Below are 18453 nucleotides of genomic sequence, written 5' to 3' on the forward strand. Positions count from 1 at the left end.
TCAGCGCTCGTCTTTGTCTTGATAGCGTTTTTGCGCACTTTGTTCATTCAATGAGCGCAGGTAACGGAGCTTTTCTGAGATTTGCTTTTCAAGGCCTCTGTCGCTGGGCTCATAGTAACGGCGCTGCCGAATGTCCGCAGGAAAATAACACTCCCCGGCGGCAAACGCCCCAGGTTCATTATGCGCGTAGCGATATTCTTCACCAAAACCCAGCTCTTTCATCAATTTGGTAGGGGCATTGCGCAGATGTTCCGGCACCGGAAAATCGGGATCACTGGCAGCATCCTGTTTAGCCTGATTAAACGCCATATAAACTGCGTTACTTTTGGCTGCACTGGCCAGGTAAATGGTCGCCTGTGCGATGGCTCGTTCGCCTTCACTAGGCCCCACTCTGTGATAAATATCCCAGGCATTGAGCGCCACCTGCATAGCACGAGGATCGGCATTGCCTATATCTTCAGTCGCTATCGCCAGTAATCGTCTGGCCACATAAAGTGGATCGCCCCCACCTGCTAGAATCCGGCAATACCAGTATAAAGCGGCATCCGGGTCACTGCCTCGCACTGATTTGTGAAACGCGGAGATCAAATCGTAATAGATGTCGCCGCCTTTGTCGTATTTCGCCAGATGCGAGGGTAAAACCTGCTTTAACACCGCTTCGTCGATTACAATTTCCCCTTCCCCGTTGGCACCTAAGTCCGTGGCCTGCTCAAGCAGGTTTAGCGCTTTTCTGGCATCACCGTCTGCGGCACGTGACAACGCATCTATGAGTGCATCGTCCAGGGTTATCTGCTGACGACTCAGCTCTTTATCCTGAGCCAGTGCCTGGCGCAGCACCTGAGCAAGCTCGTCAAGACTCAGCGGTTTGAGGGTGTAAACCCGTGCGCGTGATAATATCGCGTTGTTGAGCGCAAATGACGGGTTCTCTGTGGTGGCGCCGATAAAAATAAAGGTCCCGTCTTCAATATGTGGCAAAAAGGCATCCTGTTGCGACTTATTAAAGCGGTGGACTTCATCGACGAACAGTATGGTTCGCATTCCACTTTGGCTCAGGCGGTGTTTTGCATCGAGCACTTGCTCGCGGATCTCTTTGACTCCGGCTGTGACGGCAGAGAGCTTACAAAGTTGCGCATTCGCATGATGGGCAATGATTTCGGCAAGCGTGGTTTTGCCCACGCCAGGCGGGCCCCATAAAATCAAACTATGGCAGCGCCCCTGAGTGATTGCACGGCGCAGCGGGCTGTCTGAGCCCAGGATATGGCTTTGACCTATGTAGCCGTCAAGCTCGGTTGGGCGCATTCGTGCAGCCAGAGGCCGCACGTCGGGCGCAAAGTCAAACCCCAGGTTAGTCACTTTGCGTCTGGTCGTCGACGACCACCCCTTCAGGGATCACAAACTTAAACTGCGCGGCATCGATTGGGACATTAACCTGCGCATCGCTAAACTTAAAGCTGGAGATCTGGCCCGATGAATCCGTTACGTTTAGTTGACCAATCTTCAGGCCGCCGTCAGCAAACAAAACGTCGAGGCGCTCCACCTGAGCCCCCGACTGAACAGGCTCTATCCGATAGCCTCCGCTAATCTCAGCAACCTGATACTTTTGCCATTGTTTTGGGTCTTGTGTCGTTAACAACACAAAGGGGGTGGTATCAATTAGTCCAAGCGTGTTTAAGATAGTCGCTTGCTCCGCGAAGCTATCAAAATAGACTGTCCGTAACCCGTCCGACACCAACAGTGTTTCGTCGGGCTCATCCTGTTGCCAGCGAATTTTCGCGGGATACTGCAAAGCGATTTCGCCTTTACCTGATTGGATGAGGTGGCCCTCGTGATCAATCACACTTTGTTCAAACTGAGCCCGAAAGCTCTCCAACCCTTTCAGTTTGTCTTTTAATGACTGAGCAGCCACACTGACAGGCTGCTTGTCTGTTGCTTGTGCCGCCGCATAAGCAGCAGGCGTTGCCCCAATAACACACAGGGCAAGAATAAGTGGTTGTAACTTCATTAATTCGCTCCACCTTTGGGCACCAGAACTTCTCTGGCGCCATTGTGCCCAGGCGCACTAACAACGCCGGACATTTCCATTTGTTCAACCAGACGAGCTGCGCGGTTATAACCCACGCGCAGCTTACGCTGGACACTTGAGACCGACACCTTGCCAGTTTCAATCACAAATGCCACGGCTTCATCGTAGAGCGGATCCGACTCCTCGTCTTCACCCTCACTTGTCTCGCCTGGCAGTAAAATATCTTCTGTGGCCTCACCACACAAGATGTCTTCGATATAGTTGGGTTTACCCCGCGCTTTCCAGTCGCTCACCACGGCATGCACTTCGTGGTCGTCGACAAACGCGCCATGCACACGGATTGGGACGCTGGTGCCCGGTGGCAGATACAACATATCACCCATACCCAGCAGGTTTTCAGCGCCTTGCTGGTCCAAAATTGTGCGCGAGTCGATTTTACTCGATACCTGGAACGCCATCCGGGTTGGGATGTTGGCTTTAATCAATCCCGTTATCACGTCAACAGAAGGTCGCTGGGTTGCCAGCACCAGATGAATACCCGCAGCACGGGCTTTTTGTGCGATCCGGGCTATTAACTCTTCCACCTTTTTGCCGACAATCATCATCATGTCAGCAAATTCGTCAATCACCACCACAATACTTGGTAGCTTATCGAGCTCCTGTGGCTCATCCGCCATGCCATCCGTATCCTTAAACAATGGGTCCAGGATTGGGTGACCGGCTTCTTTGGCATCCAGTATTTTCTGATTATACCCTTTGAGGTTACGTACCCCCAGCGCCGACATCAGCTTATAACGGCGCTCCATTTCACCTACACACCAGCGCAGCGCATTGGCCGCTTCTTTCATGTCGGTCACTACCTCACATAACAAGTGTGGAATACCTTCATACACCGACAGCTCAAGCATTTTCGGGTCAATCATGATCATCCGCACATCTTCTGGCGGCGACTTGTATAGCAAGCTTAATATCATCACATTAACGCCCACTGACTTACCTGAACCGGTTGTACCTGCCACCAGCAGATGCGGCATTTTGGCCAAGTCGGCCACCACAGGCTGACCCGCGATGTCTTTACCCAGTACCATAGTCAAAGGTGATGGATTCTGCTCAAACTTAGGGGCGTTGATCACTTCGGATAACCGCACTATTTCACGGTTCTTGTTGGGCAGCTCAAGGCCCACGTATGTTTTACCCGGGATCACTTCCACCACGCGCACGCTGACCGCAGACAACGAACGTGCCAGGTCTTTTGCAAGGCCGGTGATTTTAGCAACTTTAATGCCCGGTGCCAGGTCCAGTTCAAAACGGGTAACCACCGGGCCTGGGTAAACTCCCATCACTTTTGCCTGAATATTGAAATCCAGCAGCTTAGCTTCAACCAGACGAGACACGGCTTCAAGCTCTTCTTCAGAGATTGGGTTTTTTGCTTTATCTGGTCTGTCGAGTAAATCAAGGGACGGCAACGGATCTTTCGGTGGCTCGGCTTCAAGCAACGCCTCGAATTGCTCTTTAGCAGTCGGTGGCGGCTGATAACCCGATGCCGGTTTTTCTTTGGGTTTTAAAGGTCTTGCTGGCGACACCACTTTGGTCTCGGCGGGCGCCGGCGTATCGTCCAATGCGTTTAGTGCCGCAACCGTATCAAAGGCTTCATCATCAACCGCAGAGAAATTAATTTCCTGCTCTAAAATATCGTCCAGTTCATCAAAAACACTCGGCGCGACGTCAATATCGTCGCTATCAAGCGGCGCTTTTTCAGTCTCTTCGGCGTGATTTACCACAGGCTCGTTCTGAGCGCCTGATTTAGTGCCAAACAATCTGTCTTTGAGCTTCTTAGGCTTGCTCTTTTCAAGTTCTGCAGACTCATCTTGTGGCTCCGTGCTCTGCGCGGTGTTTTCTATTGCAGGTATGCTCGCGGTTTCTTCAGTTTGCTGTTCTTCGGGTTTACTAAGAGCCGCTGCGGCGCTCGGGATAGTCTCCGCTATCGCTCTTGGTTCATCTACTTCCTCTGAAGGGATAACCGACGGACTTTCTGTGCGCTGCTTAAGCTTAGCAAAGCACCACTTACAAAACGCCACCACCTTTTCGCCGATATAGTCAACAAACTCAACCCAAGAAACGCCAGTTAACAGCGTTAAACCAGCAAAGAAGAAACACAACAATAAAATGGTGGTGCCGGTAAAGTTAAACGCAGGCATCATGGCACTGGCGACCACATCCCCCACTACCCCACCGGAGGAAAAATTGTAAATATCATCAAAGTTAATGCTGCTGATAGCGCTGGCAGAGGTGATAAACAAAGTACCGCCGATGAGCCTTAATCCCAGCGTGGTGTAATCGAGCTGCAATAATTTGTGTGGTTTTTTAAACAATAAGTAGCCGAATAACTGAATAAACGCTGGCACCAAAAAGGCCAGCCAACCAAAACTGAGCAGCAGAATATCGGCAACCCAGGCACCGGCAGCGCCAGTGATGTTATTGACCTTGATAAATTCGCCCGTTTGCGTCCAGGCGGGATCGGCCGGATCAAAACTGATGAGTGCGCACAGCGTAAAAATTGCCGCCGCCGTACTGATGATCAGGCCAGTCTCCAGCAGGCGCTGAATACCATTTAAGCGCATTATGTAATACCTAAATACTGTTTAGTTAATTCTAACATGACTTTTTGCACACCTTAGCAAGAAATTCCCTAGGGTGCACAAGGTTTTATCACTTCACCTTGCTCACCTTTTACTTCTTCCATAACAACATAGGTACGGCTTTCACTGATACTGGGCAGTTTTAATAATATCTCACCCAGCACGCCTCGATACTCAGACATATCCGTTACCCGGGTTTTTAATAGATAGTCGAAGTTGCCGGATACCAGGTGGCATTCAATAATCTCGTCGTGTTGCTTTACCGCCTGATTAAACCGGTCAAATACGTCGGGCGAATTTTTATTGACCGTAACTTCAACAAACACCAGCAGCCCCTGACCAAGTTTTACCGGGTCTACCACGGCCTTATATCCTTTTATATAGCCTTCACGCTCAAGCTTTTTGACCCGCTCCAGGCAAGGTGTTGCGCTGAGTCCAATCCTTCTGGCTAATTCTACATTAGAAATTCGTCCGTCTTTTTGCAGTTCAACTAAAATCTTTCTATCGGTTCTATCTAACTGAGTATGCATGATCAGTTTTTTATCCTGAATATTTACTTAATGCAGTGTTAATAACTACTGAGTATACCAAAAAAGGTAGGACATACTAGCAAACCATATCTATAATGGTCGAAAATTTTTACCCCGTTCTTAATTGAGGCGAATTGTTATGATTATTGGTGTACCTAAAGAAATAAAAAACCACGAGTACCGTGTTGGTATGGTTCCAGCAAGTGTTCGTGAGCTGATTAATCACGGCCACCAGGTAATAGTAGAAACAAATGCCGGTATCGGTATCGGTTTCACAGATGAAGACTACATTCAGGTAGGTGCTGAGATCCGTGACACGGCAGCACAGGTTTTTGAAGAAGCAGACATGATCGTGAAAGTGAAAGAGCCACAGGCTGTTGAGCGTGCGATGCTTCGTGAAGATCAAATCCTGTTCACTTACCTGCACCTGGCACCTGATCTGCCTCAGACAGAAGACCTGGTTAAGAGCGGCGCAATCTGTATTGCATACGAAACAGTGACTGACGCACGTGGCGGCCTACCTCTGCTTGCACCTATGTCAGAAGTGGCTGGCCGTATGTCTATTCAGGCTGGTGCTCAGGCACTTGAAAAGTCTCGTGAAGGTCGTGGCATGCTACTTGGCGGCGTACCAGGCGTAGAGCCAGCTAAAGTGGTTGTTATCGGTGGTGGTATGGTTGGCCGTAACGCAGCTCAAATGGCGGTTGGTCTGGGTGCTGACGTGACTATCCTTGACCGTAACATCGACGTACTACGTAGCCTGAACGCTCAGTTCGGTAGCCAGGCAAAAGTGATCTACTCAACTGCTGATGCGCTTGAGAAGCACGTACTGGAAGCTGATCTGGTTATCGGTGGTGTACTTATCCCAGGTGCTGCTGCGCCTAAGCTGGTTACTGCAGATCACATCAAAGCAATGAAGCCAGGCGCTGCCATTGTTGACGTTGCTATCGACCAGGGTGGTTGTATTGCCACTTCTAAAGCAACTACACACGCAGAGCCAACTTACATTGTTGACGACGTAGTTCACTACTGTGTTGCTAACATGCCAGGTGCCGTACCACGTACTTCTACATTCGCACTGAACAATGCAACTCTGCCTTACATCATCAAGCTTGCGAACCTGGGTTATAAAGAAGCCCTGCTTGCTGATCAGCACTTCCTGAATGGTCTGAATGTAATGAAAGGTCAGATCACCTGTAAAGAAGTTGCTGAAGGTTTCAACATGGAATATGTTGACGCACGTGCAGCGCTTGCTAACGTATAACAGAGACGTATAGCATTTCAAAAGCCTCGCTCACGCGGGGCTTTTTGCTTTTTACAGCGCCCTGAAACAGAGAGTTGCCTGCACCGTAGATTATTGACTATCTTTTTATAATAGTCAGTTGTACAGGTAGTGTTGCATGGCCATTTCCCTCACACAGCAAGAAAAACTCATTTTAAAAACGGTCAATATCCCTCCGCGCCCTCAGGCGTTATTGCAGTTTTCAGAAGAAGCGAAACAGCCTGAACCCAACATCACAAAAATTTCCGATATACTGCAAAGCGACGTGGCGATTAGTGCGGCCATTTTACAGGTAGTGAATTCTGCTGCATTCAGGCGTTCACGAGAAATCGAGTCTATCGAGCAGGCTGTGATGATACTCGGTCTGAAGCGCCTTATTCCCCTAGTGAAAGCCGTTGCTTTAAAGTCATCCGTTGACTTACCACCAGCGCTCGGCGACTTTTGGGAAACCCAGTCGGAGATTGGACAACATGCGTCCATCATCTGCAACCGAATTAATCGCCCTGCGCTTGCTAACCATGCTTATATGCTCGGTTTGTTTCATGGCGTTGGTATTCCGATTTTATGCCAGCACTTTGACGATTATCAGAGCGTCCTGGATAAAGCACAATCCGATGGCTGGACTGAGGCCAGTCAGTTTGAGTTCGCACAATATCATACCAGCCATGGCACCATAGGCGCTTTACTGGCACAGCAATGGCGACTGCCAAAAATAGTGATTAATGTAATTTATTATCAACATGATGTGGACGGTATTCTCACTTCCGGAGAGCTGGATAGTCTCGGGAACGACTTGTTGTCTATTTTAAAAATTGCCCGTCACAAGACCTATTTATCGACCAACCCGGTAAGCGAGCAAAACCCCGAGTGGCAGGTTATCAAGGATGATGTGATGGATTACCTGGAAATGTCCGATGAAGAGCTAGATGAACTCTGGGGTGAATAAACCCGCTCCGAGCTAGCCAGAGCGGGTTTATAAATAAAGTCGCATTAGGTTATTCTGAGAAAGTTACTTGCGTATCCTGACTCAAAGAAACAGTTTGCGTGGAGTGCAGTGTAAACGTGGTGTCTACAGACTCAGGGTCGTCCAGATGTCCCAGGCACGAATACGCTATCTGATAATCCCCTGCGGGTACAAAGCCTATCTCAAACTGACCCTCCTGATTGATGACAGCCGTTGCCATAGGTCCGCTACCATCTTCACGCACATCCCCAAGCTCTCCCTCGGTCTGGGTATACAAATAAACAACCTGCTTAAACCCACCGACTGCCGGTGCCAGAGCGGCATTATCGGCAATACAGGCTGTTTGTAGATCTGCTGTTACAGTACCTGAAATATCAAATACCAGCGCCTGATTTTCTAGCCTGACGGCAGTTGGCTTTAGATAGACCGTACTACTATTACCTGTTTTAACCAGCGCTTTACCTAAGTCAAACTCAAGGACATAGTCATTTTCACCTTGGTTAACCAGCACTGAGTTGATTTGGATTTCACCCTCACCATCATTGCCTTTACGCTTTACAGCTAGTGCGGCCCTACTTTCATCTTCATAAACGACATGAGAGCGCATCTCGCTTACTTCGCCCTCAACGCCATTGACCACTGTAACGCGCATCCATTCATAGTCGCCGGCGTCAATCTCCGTATCTGCAATCAGTTCAAAAGTGCTGCTGCCCTGGTAGGCCAGCAAGTTCACTTTTTGTGGGTTGCCAGACTCATCCAGTGTTTCAAAACGAGTCGTTGTGCCGGAGGCACCTTTAAGAATAACTTCTTTAAATACCAGGTTAACTTGTGCCACATTATTAACGGCCGCATCCGATACCCCTAATGAAAACGTGGTTTTTTGTTCCGACTGCACATCCGACTGATTATTAGAGTCACTATTGCTATCGCTGCCACCACAGGCAACCAGAAATGCCGAAGCCAATGCCAGACCATATACTTTGTGTAACATACCCAAACCCTTTATTGCTAATTTTACAATTCAATGTAGTCACTTTGTTATGAACGTAACTTTAATATCTCGACCCTGTTTTAAAGCCAAACCCTTCTTTGGATTTAAATACCTAAATAATTGAAAGTTTCCGTCAATGATTTACCTTTATAGAGGGAAGCAGTTAGGAGATATGCCTGTGAAGTTCAAATTTAAGGTAATAGCCGTTTCAGCCTCAGTGCTCTTTCTGGCCCTGTTACTACTATCACTCAAACAGTACTTTTTACTGAAAGATAATCTACAACAACAAGTCAATGATAGTGTGGGAGAAATCATTCAGGGGATCAGTAATACTGTGACCTCGCAAATGCAAGGAGCCATTGATTTGGCAGTCCTGACCACCGGCCTTGTTGAACAAAGCGACACCTTGCAGGAGGCCCTGCCACTGATCTCACAGCCTAAGCTTAAAGAAACATTTTTATTGATAGGCTACGGCGAAGACGCCACAGGCAAGTATGTGGCCAGTGACCCTGGCTGGGATCCGGGCCCAACCTGGGATCCACGAGTGCGCCCCTGGTTTGCTGGTGCCAAGCAGGCAAATCAGCTCATTGTAACCGCGCCCTATGCCGACTCTGTCACTAAAGAAATCGTGGTGTCGGTGGGCACGCCTGTGAAAAAAGCCGGCCGTTTCCATGGCGCTATCTTTTTTGATGTCAGTCTGGCCAAGCTCGGCAATATGATCAACTCGTTCGAGCTTTTCGATTCCGGCTTTGCTTTTATGGTCAGTAAAGACGGTACCATTATCTCCCACCCCAACACAGAGCTTAATGGCCAGCAGGCAAGCGAATTTTTAGGCCGTACCCAGGTTTCACAAACGGTGCAGGAAGTGAAAATGAACAACCGCACCTATCTGGTCACTTTTAAAGATGTGGATGGACTAGACTGGTATGTTGGTGTGGCACTGGAAAAAGACAAGGTGTTTAGCGCGGTCGACACTATGGCGCAGGACGCGACTTTGTTCTCGATTATCGCTGTTATTGCAGCGGTGGTTGTACTCTCACTGGTGATCAACTTACTACTAAAACCACTTGAGGATATAAACCTTGCTATGGCTAATATCGCGCAGGGCCATGCCGATTTGACCGTACGCCTTGAAGCCTCCAGCGAGCCTGAGTTTGCCTCACTGGCAGAAAACTTTAATCGCTTTACCTCGCGCCTGCAAAATCTGATCGCAGATATTCAGCAACTTGGCCATGAAGTGTTAGAAGATGCCCGACAAACCTCCACCGGTGCAAACCAGGCAACCATGGCCATTGAAGAACAACTGAATGCCCTCAATACGCTGACAACTGCGACGAGTAATATGTCGAGCACAGAGCAGCAAGTGGCGGATACCGCGCAGCAAGCTGCGGATGCCATACAAAATACCGACAACCTTGCCAGTAATGGCGAAACCATAGTGGCTGAGTCGACCGACGCCATCACCGAGCTGTCGGTGCAAATTAAGCGAGCGGTCGATGTGGTGGCCGAGCTGGAAGTGTCTTCTTCAGGAATTGAGCAGATCTTATCTGTGATCAATGGCATTGCCGAGCAAACCAACCTGCTGGCCCTCAACGCTGCCATTGAGGCCGCCCGTGCCGGCGAGTCGGGTCGCGGCTTCGCCGTTGTGGCAGATGAGGTGAGAACCCTGGCGCAACGTACTCAGGAAGCCACCACTGAAATCAAAGCCATGATTGACCAATTGCAAAGCGGCGCGCAAAGTGCCGTTGGGGTGATGAATCAGAGCCAGAGTATTGTGGAAAAGTCGGTCAGCAAAGCCAACGATACTCGCGACGCGCTGGAGTCTATCCGTCAGTCTATCGCCAGTATTGTGGATTTAAATGTCAACATTGCCGATATGATCAGTGAACAAAAGCATGTGGTAGAAGAGGTGAATAATAACGCCTCGCAAATTCGCAACCTGTCTGACACCGTCTTTGATGAAGCTAAGGCCGTTGATCACACCATGCAGTCTCAGGTAGAGAAAATTGCCAAGCAAGAAAATATGTTAGAACAGTTCAGAGTCTAATTTTGCCACAGCATAATACTAGCGAGTGCGGTTAAAACTCGCTAGTATATGGATATAAAGACAGTATCAGTATCATTTCGGCATATGCATAGCGACCTTAAAGAGACATTCGAGCAATATTTCCAGATTGCCGAATCAAACCAAATCAATTTGTACCCGGTAGATGCCAACATGGTACCAAAGAGCCAGGCACAGCTGGAGGCGGCTATTCCACCGCTGTTCAGACTGGCAAATGAAATCAATGAGCTGGACTTAAATGCGCTGCGGCCACTGCGTAACCTGGGCGATATAGCAAGTGACCTGGCCGCCTACCTGCAAGCTCAGTCGCGTAAAATAGACCTGATCATGAGCCATATTCTGGCCACAGAGCAACCTGAAGACGAACTGCTAAGATGCGACAGCTACGGAGGCGGCGGCATTACCGCAACGCTTGAGCAGGACTATGAGATAGGTCAGGATTTCAGAACCAAGGTTTTTTTGCAGCACGAAGCCAGTGCCATATTTTGTTATGCGCAGGTCATAGACAAAGAAACCGTGGATATGGGCTTTCGCTACACTCTGGCTTTTACTCAGATCCGAGATAACGATCAGGAACTGCTGGTCAGAGCCAGTTTACACGCCCAAACCCGGCAGCTAAAAAAGCGTCAGTCGCCTGACGAAAACGAACAAAATAGCTGACAGCCAAGCTGTCAGTGCTAAACTAGTCGTCTACTAATTTTGATTGATAACACCATGAGTTTTACACTTTTACCTGAGTGGGCGCCGCAAGATGCGGTAATGCTCACCTGGCCACATCAAGATACCGACTGGGCAGATATTTTACCCCAGGTTGAACCCGTTTATATCGCTTTATGTCAGCACATCTCTCAGGTTGAGAAAGTGGTTATTGTGGCGCACAACAGCGAGCTCAGAGTACACATTACTGAAGCGCTGATTGCAGCGGACGTCGACATGACGCAAATTGTGTTTGTGGATGCGCCCTGCAATGACACCTGGGCCCGCGATCATGGTCCACTCACCACGCGCGATGCATCGGGTCAGCTGTCTGTAAAAGACTTCACCTTCAATGGCTGGGGCAATAAGTTTGCCGCCGAGCTTGATAATCAAATTAACGCGCAGCTTCAGGCTCAAGTCATCAACCCTGCAAACCACTATGAGCGCATCGAGCTGGTACTTGAAGGCGGCGGTATTGAAATTGACGAAGCAGGTACCCTGTTAACCACCTCTGAATGTTTGCTCAATCCAAACCGTAATCCGCACCTGAGCAAAACCGACCTTGAGCAGGAGCTAGCTAACACACTGGGTGCAAAACAGTTCCTGTGGGTCGACCACGGGTTTTTGGCAGGGGACGATACCGACAGCCATATTGATACGCTGGTGCGCTTTGCACCCAATGATACTTTGGTGTATGTCAGCTGTGATGACCCGCAGGATGAGCATTATGCGGCTCTGAGCGCCATGGAAACGCAACTTAAGTCGTTCCGTACCCCGCAAGGAAAACCTTACAACCTGGTTGCCCTGCCCTGGCCCAAAGCGGTCTTTAACGATGAAGGCGACCGTTTGCCGGCCACCTATGCAAATTATCTGATCATCAATGACACCGTTTTGATGCCGTTATATGGCGATGACAACGACGCCCAAGCGCTAACTCAATTGCAAAGCGCTCACCCGGAACGTACCGTGATTGGCATTGACTGCCTGCCTATTATTCATCAGTTTGGCAGCCTGCACTGTATTACCATGCAGCTACCCGCCGGATTTTTAAAACAGGACTAAATTTTAATGAGCAACAACACGTTAAAAGTCGCACTGGTTCAGCACAGCAATAGTGCAGATCTACAAAACAACCTGGACAAGTCCATTGCGGGGATCCGCGATGCGGCGGCCCAGGGCGCTAAACTTGTGGTATTGCAGGAGCTTCATCGCAGCCTGTATTTTTGCCAGACCGAGGACACCGACCTTTTTGACCTGGCAGAAACCATTCCAGGCCCAAGTACAGACCTATTTTGCCAGCTTGCCAAAGAGCTGAACCTAGTGATCGTTGCCTCGCTTTTCGAAAAGCGCGCAACCGGCTTGTATCACAACACGGCGGTCGTGTTTGAAGCCGACGGCAGCATTGCCGGTAAATATCGTAAAATGCACATTCCCGACGACCCCGGCTTTTATGAAAAGTTCTACTTTACACCGGGTGACATGGGCTTTACCCCAATTCAAACCTCAGTCGGTAAACTAGGTGTACTGGTATGCTGGGATCAATGGTTCCCCGAAGGCGCACGCTTAATGGCGATGGCCGGTGCTGACATGTTGATCTACCCCACCGCTATTGGCTGGGATCCGCGCGATGATAAAGACGAGCAAATTCGTCAGCGCGACGCCTGGATGATCGCACAGCGCGCCCACGCCGTATCTAATGGCCTGCCAGTATTAAGTGTCAACCGCGTTGGTCACGAAACTGACCCTAGCGCCCAAAGCGAGGGGATCCAATTCTGGGGTAACTCTTTTGTTGCCGGGCCTCAGGGTGAACTACTGGCACACGCCAGCGAGTCTGAAGAGCAGCTTCTGGTGGTTGAACTGGACCAAAGCCGCAGCGAGTCGGTACGACGCATCTGGCCGTACCTGAGAGATCGTCGCATCGACCACTATCAGGATCTTTGCAAAATCTATCGGGACTAAATCATCCCATCAAACGGCCTAGACATATAGTCAGGCCGTTCTGTTTTATCATCGCAGAAGCGTATTGAATAAAACACAGTGTAATAAAAACAACGTGCAGTAACAGGAGTATATGAATGGCAACAGCGCAGTGGAGCAAACTTCCCTGGGTCAAATCACAAAAGGATAAAATCCATTGGGGCCAGCTGGTTGGTAGCAGCATGTCCATTGCCATCAGCGAGGGCGTCAGGCAACATGATGCACTGGTCGTGGTCGTTACCCCCGACACGCCAAGTGCGCTACGCCTGGAGACTGAGCTGGGTTATTTGCTGGGCGAAGACAAAGTCCATGTTTTTCCCGACTGGGAAACCTTACCTTACGATCATTTTTCGCCGCACCAGGACATTATCTCGCAGCGTCTTGCCAGTCTGAACTCTTTGCGCCAACAACATCAGGGCGTCTTACTGCTGCCCGTGTCGACCTTAATGTTGCGAACCGCACCGCCAGAGTTTATTTACGGCAACGCCCTGCAATTCAAAGTAGGCGATTCGCTGGATGCACAAAAGCTCAAAGAAACACTGGCACAGGCCGGTTATCGCAATGTGCAGCAGGTGATGGAGCATGGCGAATTTGCCGTGCGCGGTTCTATCATAGACTTGTTCCCGATGGGCAGCACCACGCCATTCAGACTCGACTTTTTCGATGATGAACTCGACAGTATTCGCCTGTTTGATATTGAAACCCAACGCTCCAGCGAGCAGATCAAATCAATCGACCTGTTACCGGCCCATGAATTTCCCACCAATGACGAAGACATAGAGCGATTTCGGATTGCGTATCGTGAGACCTTTGGCGCGAGCAGCGAACAGGATTCCATTTATATGCAGGTTACCCGGGGCAACTGGCCGGCGGGTATCGAATACTATCTGCCGTTGTTTTATGAGCAAGTTGCCACGATTTTTGACTATCTGCCAGAGCAAGCGGTGTTTATGCATCTGGGTGATATTGAGCAGGCCGCCTCGGAGTTCTGGCTCGATGTTAACAAACGCTATGAAAGCCGTCGAGTTGACCCGCTTCGCCCTCTGCTGGAACCGGTGCGCCTGTATCAAAACGTCGAAACCCTGTTTGAGGGCTTTGCACGTTATCCCAGAATTCGCCTGAGTGAAGCAAGCTTAGGCACCAAAGCCGGTCATACTAACCTCAGCGCCAGTTTGGTAAGCGATGTTCGCGTAGACCATAAACAGGCCGACCCTTACAAGCCCCTGCTGGATTACATTGCCACCCAGAAGAAGAACAAAGGCCGGGTGCTGTTCAGCGTGGAATCGGATGGTCGTCGCGAATCCCTGATGACCTTGCTCAAGCCAAGCGGCCTGAAACTCAAAGAATTCGACAGCTTTAACGACTTTGTCGCTGCACGCAACGATGTAGGCCTGATCGTCAGCCCGCTGGAGCGCTCGGTACTGCTTGATGGTGACAAGCCACTGAGCATACTCACAGAACAAGAGCTGCTGGGCATTAAGGTGTCGCAGCGCCGTCGTCGTAAGCATAAATACGATCAGGGTCAGGATGCCCTCATTCGCAATCTGGCCGAACTTAAAGAAGGTCAGCCGATTGTGCACCTGGACCATGGTGTTGGGCGTTACCTTGGCCTGCAAACCATCGACGCCGCTGGTGTTGCTACTGAGTTTGTCACCATCATCTATGCCAACGACGCCAAATTATATGTGCCGGTATCGGCGCTGCATATGCTAAGCCGCTATTCCGGTGGTGAAGAGGCTTCGGCGCCGCTGCATAAGCTCGGCTCTGATGTATGGGAAAAAGCCAAGCGCCGCGCGGCCGAAAAAGTCCGTGATGTTGCCGCTGAACTGTTGGACATTTACGCAAAGCGCCAGAGCAAACCCGGCCATTTATTTAAGCTCGACGGTCAGGCCTATCGGGAATTCAGCGATACCTTCCCGTTTGAAGAAACCGACGACCAACGCAACGCCATTGATGCGGTACTGGGTGATATGCAAACCCCGCTGGCAATGGATCGGCTAGTGTGTGGCGACGTTGGCTTTGGTAAAACCGAAGTGGCAATGCGCGCCGCATTTGTGGCCATTAACGACAACAAACAAGTCGCCGTGCTGGTCCCCACCACTTTGCTGGCGCAGCAACACTATGAAAACTTCCGCGACCGCTTTGCCTCTTTACCTATTGAGGTGGGCGTATTGTCTCGCTTTAACAGCACCAAAGAGCAAAAAGACACCCTGGACAAACTCGAAAACGGCCAGCTCGATATTGTCATTGGTACGCACAAGCTGTTGCAACAGAGCATCAAGTATAAAGACTTAGGCCTACTAATTGTCGACGAAGAACACCGTTTTGGGGTAAGACAAAAAGAGAAAATCAAACAACTGCGCGCGGATGTAGACATACTCACCCTCACCGCAACGCCGATTCCCAGAACCCTGAATATGGCCATGAGCGGCATGCGCGACCTGTCTATCATTGCTACGCCACCAGCAAAACGCCTGGCGGTTAAAACCTTTGTGCAGGAGCGCAACGATGACGTTATTCGCGAAGCCATTCTGCGGGAGATCAAGCGTGGTGGTCAGGTGTACTTCCTGCACAACAATGTCGAGACCATAGATAAAACCGCAGCCGACATTGCCGCACTGGTGCCCGAAGCCAGCATTGCCATCGCCCACGGCCAGATGCGTGAAAAAGAGCTTGAGCAACTGATGAGTGACTTTTATCACCAGAAGCACAATGTGCTGGTGTGTACCACCATCATAGAAACCGGGATCGATATCCCGTCTGCCAATACCATCATCATGGACCGCGCAGACAAGCTGGGCCTTGCGCAAATGCACCAGTTACGTGGCCGGGTTGGCCGTAGCCACCATCAGGCGTATGCCTACCTGCTCACCCGTAACAGCCAGACACTGACCAAAGATGCAGTAAAACGCCTGCAGGCCATAGAATCACTTGAAGATCTGGGTGCCGGCTTTGCCCTGGCCACCCACGACTTAGAGATCCGGGGCGCTGGTGAATTGCTCGGTGATGAGCAAAGCGGCCAGATCCAGACGGTGGGCTTTACCCTGTACATGGAAATGCTGGAACAGGCCGTTCAGGCACTCAAAGAGGGCAAAGAGCCGACCCTTGAGAACCTGTTACAACAGCAAAGCGATGTGGACCTGAAGATCCCCGCCCTGCTCCCCGATGACTATATCCATGACGTAAATATGCGCCTGAGCATGTACAAGCGCATTGCCAGCGCCAATGATGAGGAAGCACTGGACGAGCTAAAAGTTGAGCTTATCGACCGCTTCGGCCTGTTGCCGGATGCAGCGAAAAACCTCTTTAGTATCCAACTTTTGAAATCAAAAGCGGCTAAACTGGGGATCACCAAAGTAGAAGCCAACCAAAAAGGCGGCTACTTTGAATTCAGCGCCAGCACTACGGTTAACCCGACATTCATCATTGCTCTGATACAAAGCAACCCGGCTGTGTACCGCATGGAAGGTGCCAGTAAGTTACGCTTTAATATCGAAGAGAAAAATGGTCAGGAACGCTTAAAACTGGTAAATGCAATGATAGACGACTTTCAGAAAAAGGCGGTGGCATGATAAGGACGGCCCTTTCACTGACCATACTGAGCACAGCTATGCTTGCCTCTGCACCTGCCAGCGCAAAACGCTGGTTTGAAGTAGAGCTAATCGCCTTTGCTCAAAAGGACAACGAGCAGCTGCGCGAAGACTTTACGATAGAAAACCCCGAGCTGGATTTAAACCGAACGCTGGATCTGCTCACAAAAGGCTATAACAGTGCTGGCCAGCAGGCTTGCCTGAATGGCGACAGCCGTTTTGATACGCGCCCGGTTACCAGTCGCTTTGTTCAGCAGGATGCCTCCTGGCACTGTGGTGATGGCGCAGACTATATGGAAAAATTCCAGCAACTCCCGCTGACGCCCTATGCTGAGCCGCAAGAGCATATGCAAAGCATCTATTTGCTCAATGAAGAACAGCTTAGGTTTGATAAGGTGCTCAACCAGTTAAAAAGAAAAGGACTTGAGCCTATTTTGCATACCGGTTGGCGCTTTCCAGAACAAAGTAAAAAGCGCGCGCCAAACATACTGGTTTACGGCGGACAAAAGTTCGAGCAACCCGCCAGCTATGTAGCCCGCCTGGATGCACCCGATAATGGCTTTATCAGCCTGCTGGGTCAGCCAGAACCACGTGCGGTAAAAGAACAAGACCCTGCACAATGGGAGCTGCAAGGCTGGATGAAGATCCACGTGCGGCATTATTTATACGTCACCAGTAACTTTGACTATCATTACAAAAGTGATGAGGGCAACTTAGAAAGCGCCAGAATGTCTCAGTTTACCCGGGTATACAGCGGCGACATCCATTATTTAGATCATCCCAAAATGGGGATCATCTTCCAAATCAGAAAATACAGACACTGACGGAAACTACTATGAAAAAAATTTTAACCCTGACTTTGCTCCTCGGCCTGGCCGCCTGCTCTAAAGTAAGCATGGAAAACTACGACAAAATCGAAGTAGGCATGGACAAGACTGAACTTGAGCAGCTCCTTGGCTCGGCAGATCAGTGTGAAGAGAAAACCCTGCACACCAACTGCACCTGGGGAAACGACAGCAAACACATTAAAGTAACGCTGGTATCGGATAAGGTTACCCTGTATAGCAAAAAAGGGCTGGAGTAAGCATTACTCGTTAATTAATACGCATTTGAGATACCCGGCTGCATAGCCGGGTATTTTTTATAGCTACACAGGCAATTGACTCGTATGCAGCTCAAAAACGCATAGTCGCCCGCAACTGATTTGCATAAAACCGCACCCCAGTAATAAACGCTGGCAGCCAGCATTCTCCTCTGAAACCTTGCCAACAACCCGGGAAACCTCGCAATCGGGAGCCAGTTGTTCCAGCGCATTCAAAGCCGCGCTGAGTGCCTCAGAGGCCAGGCCTTGGCGCCAAAACCGGGGAGCAAGCTCAATGCCGAGGTAAATGTGCTTTGTGTCTATGTCGTAATCGTACAACCCGAGCGTACCAATAAACTCATTGTCGTATTCTATGGCAAAGCGCCCGCCTCGCCCTTCGTAGAATTCCTCAAGATCGGCCTGCAACATCGCCCTGACTTCTGGCTGCGTCAACTTATCGCCATAATCATTGTACTGGCTTACCAAGGAGTCGTTTAGCAGCGCCACCAGCGCCGATACATCACGATAATTCACGGGCCTTAACAGCAATCTGGGGGTTTTAATTTGCATCGGGTTCCATCATCCAAAAGCTTATACCAATTTGCTTAATTAAGTGTT

The 18453-nt window shown here is 49.9% G+C and carries 15 protein-coding genes; 9 read left to right on the top strand and 6 right to left on the bottom strand.

The window, feature by feature from the left end; translation table 11 throughout:
* From C3B51_RS10775 to lrp, 4 genes are all read right to left on the bottom strand, one after another.
* The gene (locus C3B51_RS10775; protein ID WP_130245043.1) at positions 1-1353 is read right to left on the bottom strand and encodes a replication-associated recombination protein A; all 1353 of its coding nucleotides are present in this window, start codon (positions 1351-1353) and stop codon (positions 1-3) included.
* Positions 1346-2002, bottom strand: coding sequence for an outer membrane lipoprotein chaperone LolA (gene lolA / locus C3B51_RS10780; RefSeq protein ID WP_130245044.1), 657 nt, complete (start codon positions 2000-2002; stop codon positions 1346-1348). The genes C3B51_RS10775 and lolA overlap by 8 nt, the downstream gene beginning before the upstream one ends.
* Positions 2002-4644 carry a DNA translocase FtsK 4TM domain-containing protein gene (locus tag C3B51_RS10785; RefSeq protein WP_130245045.1) on the bottom strand — a complete coding sequence of 881 codons (2643 nt, stop codon included), beginning with the start codon at positions 4642-4644 and terminating at the stop codon, positions 2002-2004. Before C3B51_RS10785 ends, lolA begins: the two co-directional genes overlap by 1 nt.
* 68 nt (positions 4645-4712) lie before the next feature.
* Positions 4713-5192, bottom strand: coding sequence for a leucine-responsive transcriptional regulator Lrp (lrp, locus tag C3B51_RS10790; RefSeq protein WP_046004417.1), 480 nt, complete (start codon positions 5190-5192; stop codon positions 4713-4715).
* A 139-nt stretch (positions 5193-5331) separates the two neighbouring features.
* Between lrp and ald the strand changes: the two genes are divergently transcribed.
* Both ald and C3B51_RS10800 read left to right on the top strand, forming a co-directional pair.
* Positions 5332-6453: an alanine dehydrogenase gene (ald, locus tag C3B51_RS10795; protein ID WP_046004416.1), complete on the top strand. Its 1122-nt coding sequence runs from the start codon at positions 5332-5334 to the stop codon at positions 6451-6453.
* Positions 6454-6589: 136 nt separating this feature from the next.
* Complete coding sequence (locus C3B51_RS10800; RefSeq protein WP_125717557.1) at positions 6590-7417, top strand: HDOD domain-containing protein; 828 nt, start codon at positions 6590-6592, stop codon at positions 7415-7417.
* Between the two features lie 49 nt (positions 7418-7466).
* Here the strand turns inward: C3B51_RS10800 and C3B51_RS10805 are convergent, their stop codons facing one another.
* Positions 7467-8426, bottom strand: a complete 960-nt coding sequence (locus C3B51_RS10805; RefSeq protein ID WP_130245046.1) for a DUF4382 domain-containing protein — start codon at positions 8424-8426, stop codon at positions 7467-7469.
* Between the two features lie 172 nt (positions 8427-8598).
* On the opposite strand from C3B51_RS10805, the gene C3B51_RS10810 reads away from it, so the two are divergent.
* From C3B51_RS10810 to C3B51_RS10840, 7 genes are all read left to right on the top strand, one after another.
* Positions 8599-10473, top strand: coding sequence for a methyl-accepting chemotaxis protein (locus C3B51_RS10810; RefSeq protein ID WP_130245047.1), 1875 nt, complete (start codon positions 8599-8601; stop codon positions 10471-10473).
* A gap of 84 nt (positions 10474-10557) precedes the next feature.
* A complete protein-coding gene (locus C3B51_RS10815) occupies positions 10558-11151 on the top strand; it encodes a PilZ domain-containing protein (protein ID WP_130245048.1) in 594 nt (197 codons plus the stop codon).
* Positions 11152-11205: 54 nt separating this feature from the next.
* A complete protein-coding gene (locus tag C3B51_RS10820; RefSeq protein WP_130245049.1) occupies positions 11206-12249 on the top strand; it encodes an agmatine deiminase family protein in 1044 nt (347 codons plus the stop codon).
* A gap of 6 nt (positions 12250-12255) precedes the next feature.
* A complete protein-coding gene (locus C3B51_RS10825) occupies positions 12256-13146 on the top strand; it encodes a carbon-nitrogen hydrolase (protein ID WP_130245050.1) in 891 nt (296 codons plus the stop codon).
* Between the two features lie 116 nt (positions 13147-13262).
* Complete coding sequence (mfd, locus tag C3B51_RS10830; RefSeq protein ID WP_130245051.1) at positions 13263-16736, top strand: transcription-repair coupling factor; 3474 nt, start codon at positions 13263-13265, stop codon at positions 16734-16736.
* On the top strand, positions 16733-17578 hold the full coding sequence (locus C3B51_RS10835; protein WP_125779945.1) for a CsiV family protein: 846 nt from the start codon (positions 16733-16735) through the stop codon (positions 17576-17578). The genes mfd and C3B51_RS10835 overlap by 4 nt, the downstream gene beginning before the upstream one ends.
* 11 nt (positions 17579-17589) lie before the next feature.
* Positions 17590-17838 carry a hypothetical protein gene (locus C3B51_RS10840; RefSeq protein ID WP_046004408.1) on the top strand — a complete coding sequence of 83 codons (249 nt, stop codon included), beginning with the start codon at positions 17590-17592 and terminating at the stop codon, positions 17836-17838.
* Between the two features lie 63 nt (positions 17839-17901).
* Here C3B51_RS10840 and C3B51_RS10845 read toward each other — a convergent pair whose 3' ends face one another.
* Positions 17902-18405, bottom strand: a complete 504-nt coding sequence (locus tag C3B51_RS10845) for a GNAT family N-acetyltransferase (protein ID WP_130245052.1) — start codon at positions 18403-18405, stop codon at positions 17902-17904.
* Between the last annotated feature and the right edge of the window lie 48 nt (positions 18406-18453).

This window comes from Pseudoalteromonas rubra (genome assembly GCF_004212645.1).
GTDB lineage: Bacteria > Pseudomonadota > Gammaproteobacteria > Enterobacterales > Alteromonadaceae > Pseudoalteromonas > Pseudoalteromonas rubra_G.

Coding starts and splice junctions, on each gene's coding strand:
- lolA (WP_130245044.1), bottom strand. CDS start 2,002: ATGAAGTTACAACCACTTATTCTTGCCCTGTGTGTTATTGGGGCAACG.
- C3B51_RS10785 (WP_130245045.1), bottom strand. CDS start 4,644: ATGCGCTTAAATGGTATTCAGCGCCTGCTGGAGACTGGCCTGATCATC.
- lrp (WP_046004417.1), bottom strand. CDS start 5,192: ATGCATACTCAGTTAGATAGAACCGATAGAAAGATTTTAGTTGAACTG.
- ald (WP_046004416.1), top strand. CDS start 5,332: ATGATTATTGGTGTACCTAAAGAAATAAAAAACCACGAGTACCGTGTT.
- C3B51_RS10800 (WP_125717557.1), top strand. CDS start 6,590: ATGGCCATTTCCCTCACACAGCAAGAAAAACTCATTTTAAAAACGGTC.
- C3B51_RS10805 (WP_130245046.1), bottom strand. CDS start 8,426: ATGTTACACAAAGTATATGGTCTGGCATTGGCTTCGGCATTTCTGGTT.
- C3B51_RS10810 (WP_130245047.1), top strand. CDS start 8,599: ATGCCTGTGAAGTTCAAATTTAAGGTAATAGCCGTTTCAGCCTCAGTG.
- C3B51_RS10815 (WP_130245048.1), top strand. CDS start 10,558: ATGCATAGCGACCTTAAAGAGACATTCGAGCAATATTTCCAGATTGCC.
- C3B51_RS10820 (WP_130245049.1), top strand. CDS start 11,206: ATGAGTTTTACACTTTTACCTGAGTGGGCGCCGCAAGATGCGGTAATG.
- C3B51_RS10825 (WP_130245050.1), top strand. CDS start 12,256: ATGAGCAACAACACGTTAAAAGTCGCACTGGTTCAGCACAGCAATAGT.
- mfd (WP_130245051.1), top strand. CDS start 13,263: ATGGCAACAGCGCAGTGGAGCAAACTTCCCTGGGTCAAATCACAAAAG.
- C3B51_RS10835 (WP_125779945.1), top strand. CDS start 16,733: ATGATAAGGACGGCCCTTTCACTGACCATACTGAGCACAGCTATGCTT.
- C3B51_RS10840 (WP_046004408.1), top strand. CDS start 17,590: ATGAAAAAAATTTTAACCCTGACTTTGCTCCTCGGCCTGGCCGCCTGC.
- C3B51_RS10845 (WP_130245052.1), bottom strand. CDS start 18,405: ATGCAAATTAAAACCCCCAGATTGCTGTTAAGGCCCGTGAATTATCGT.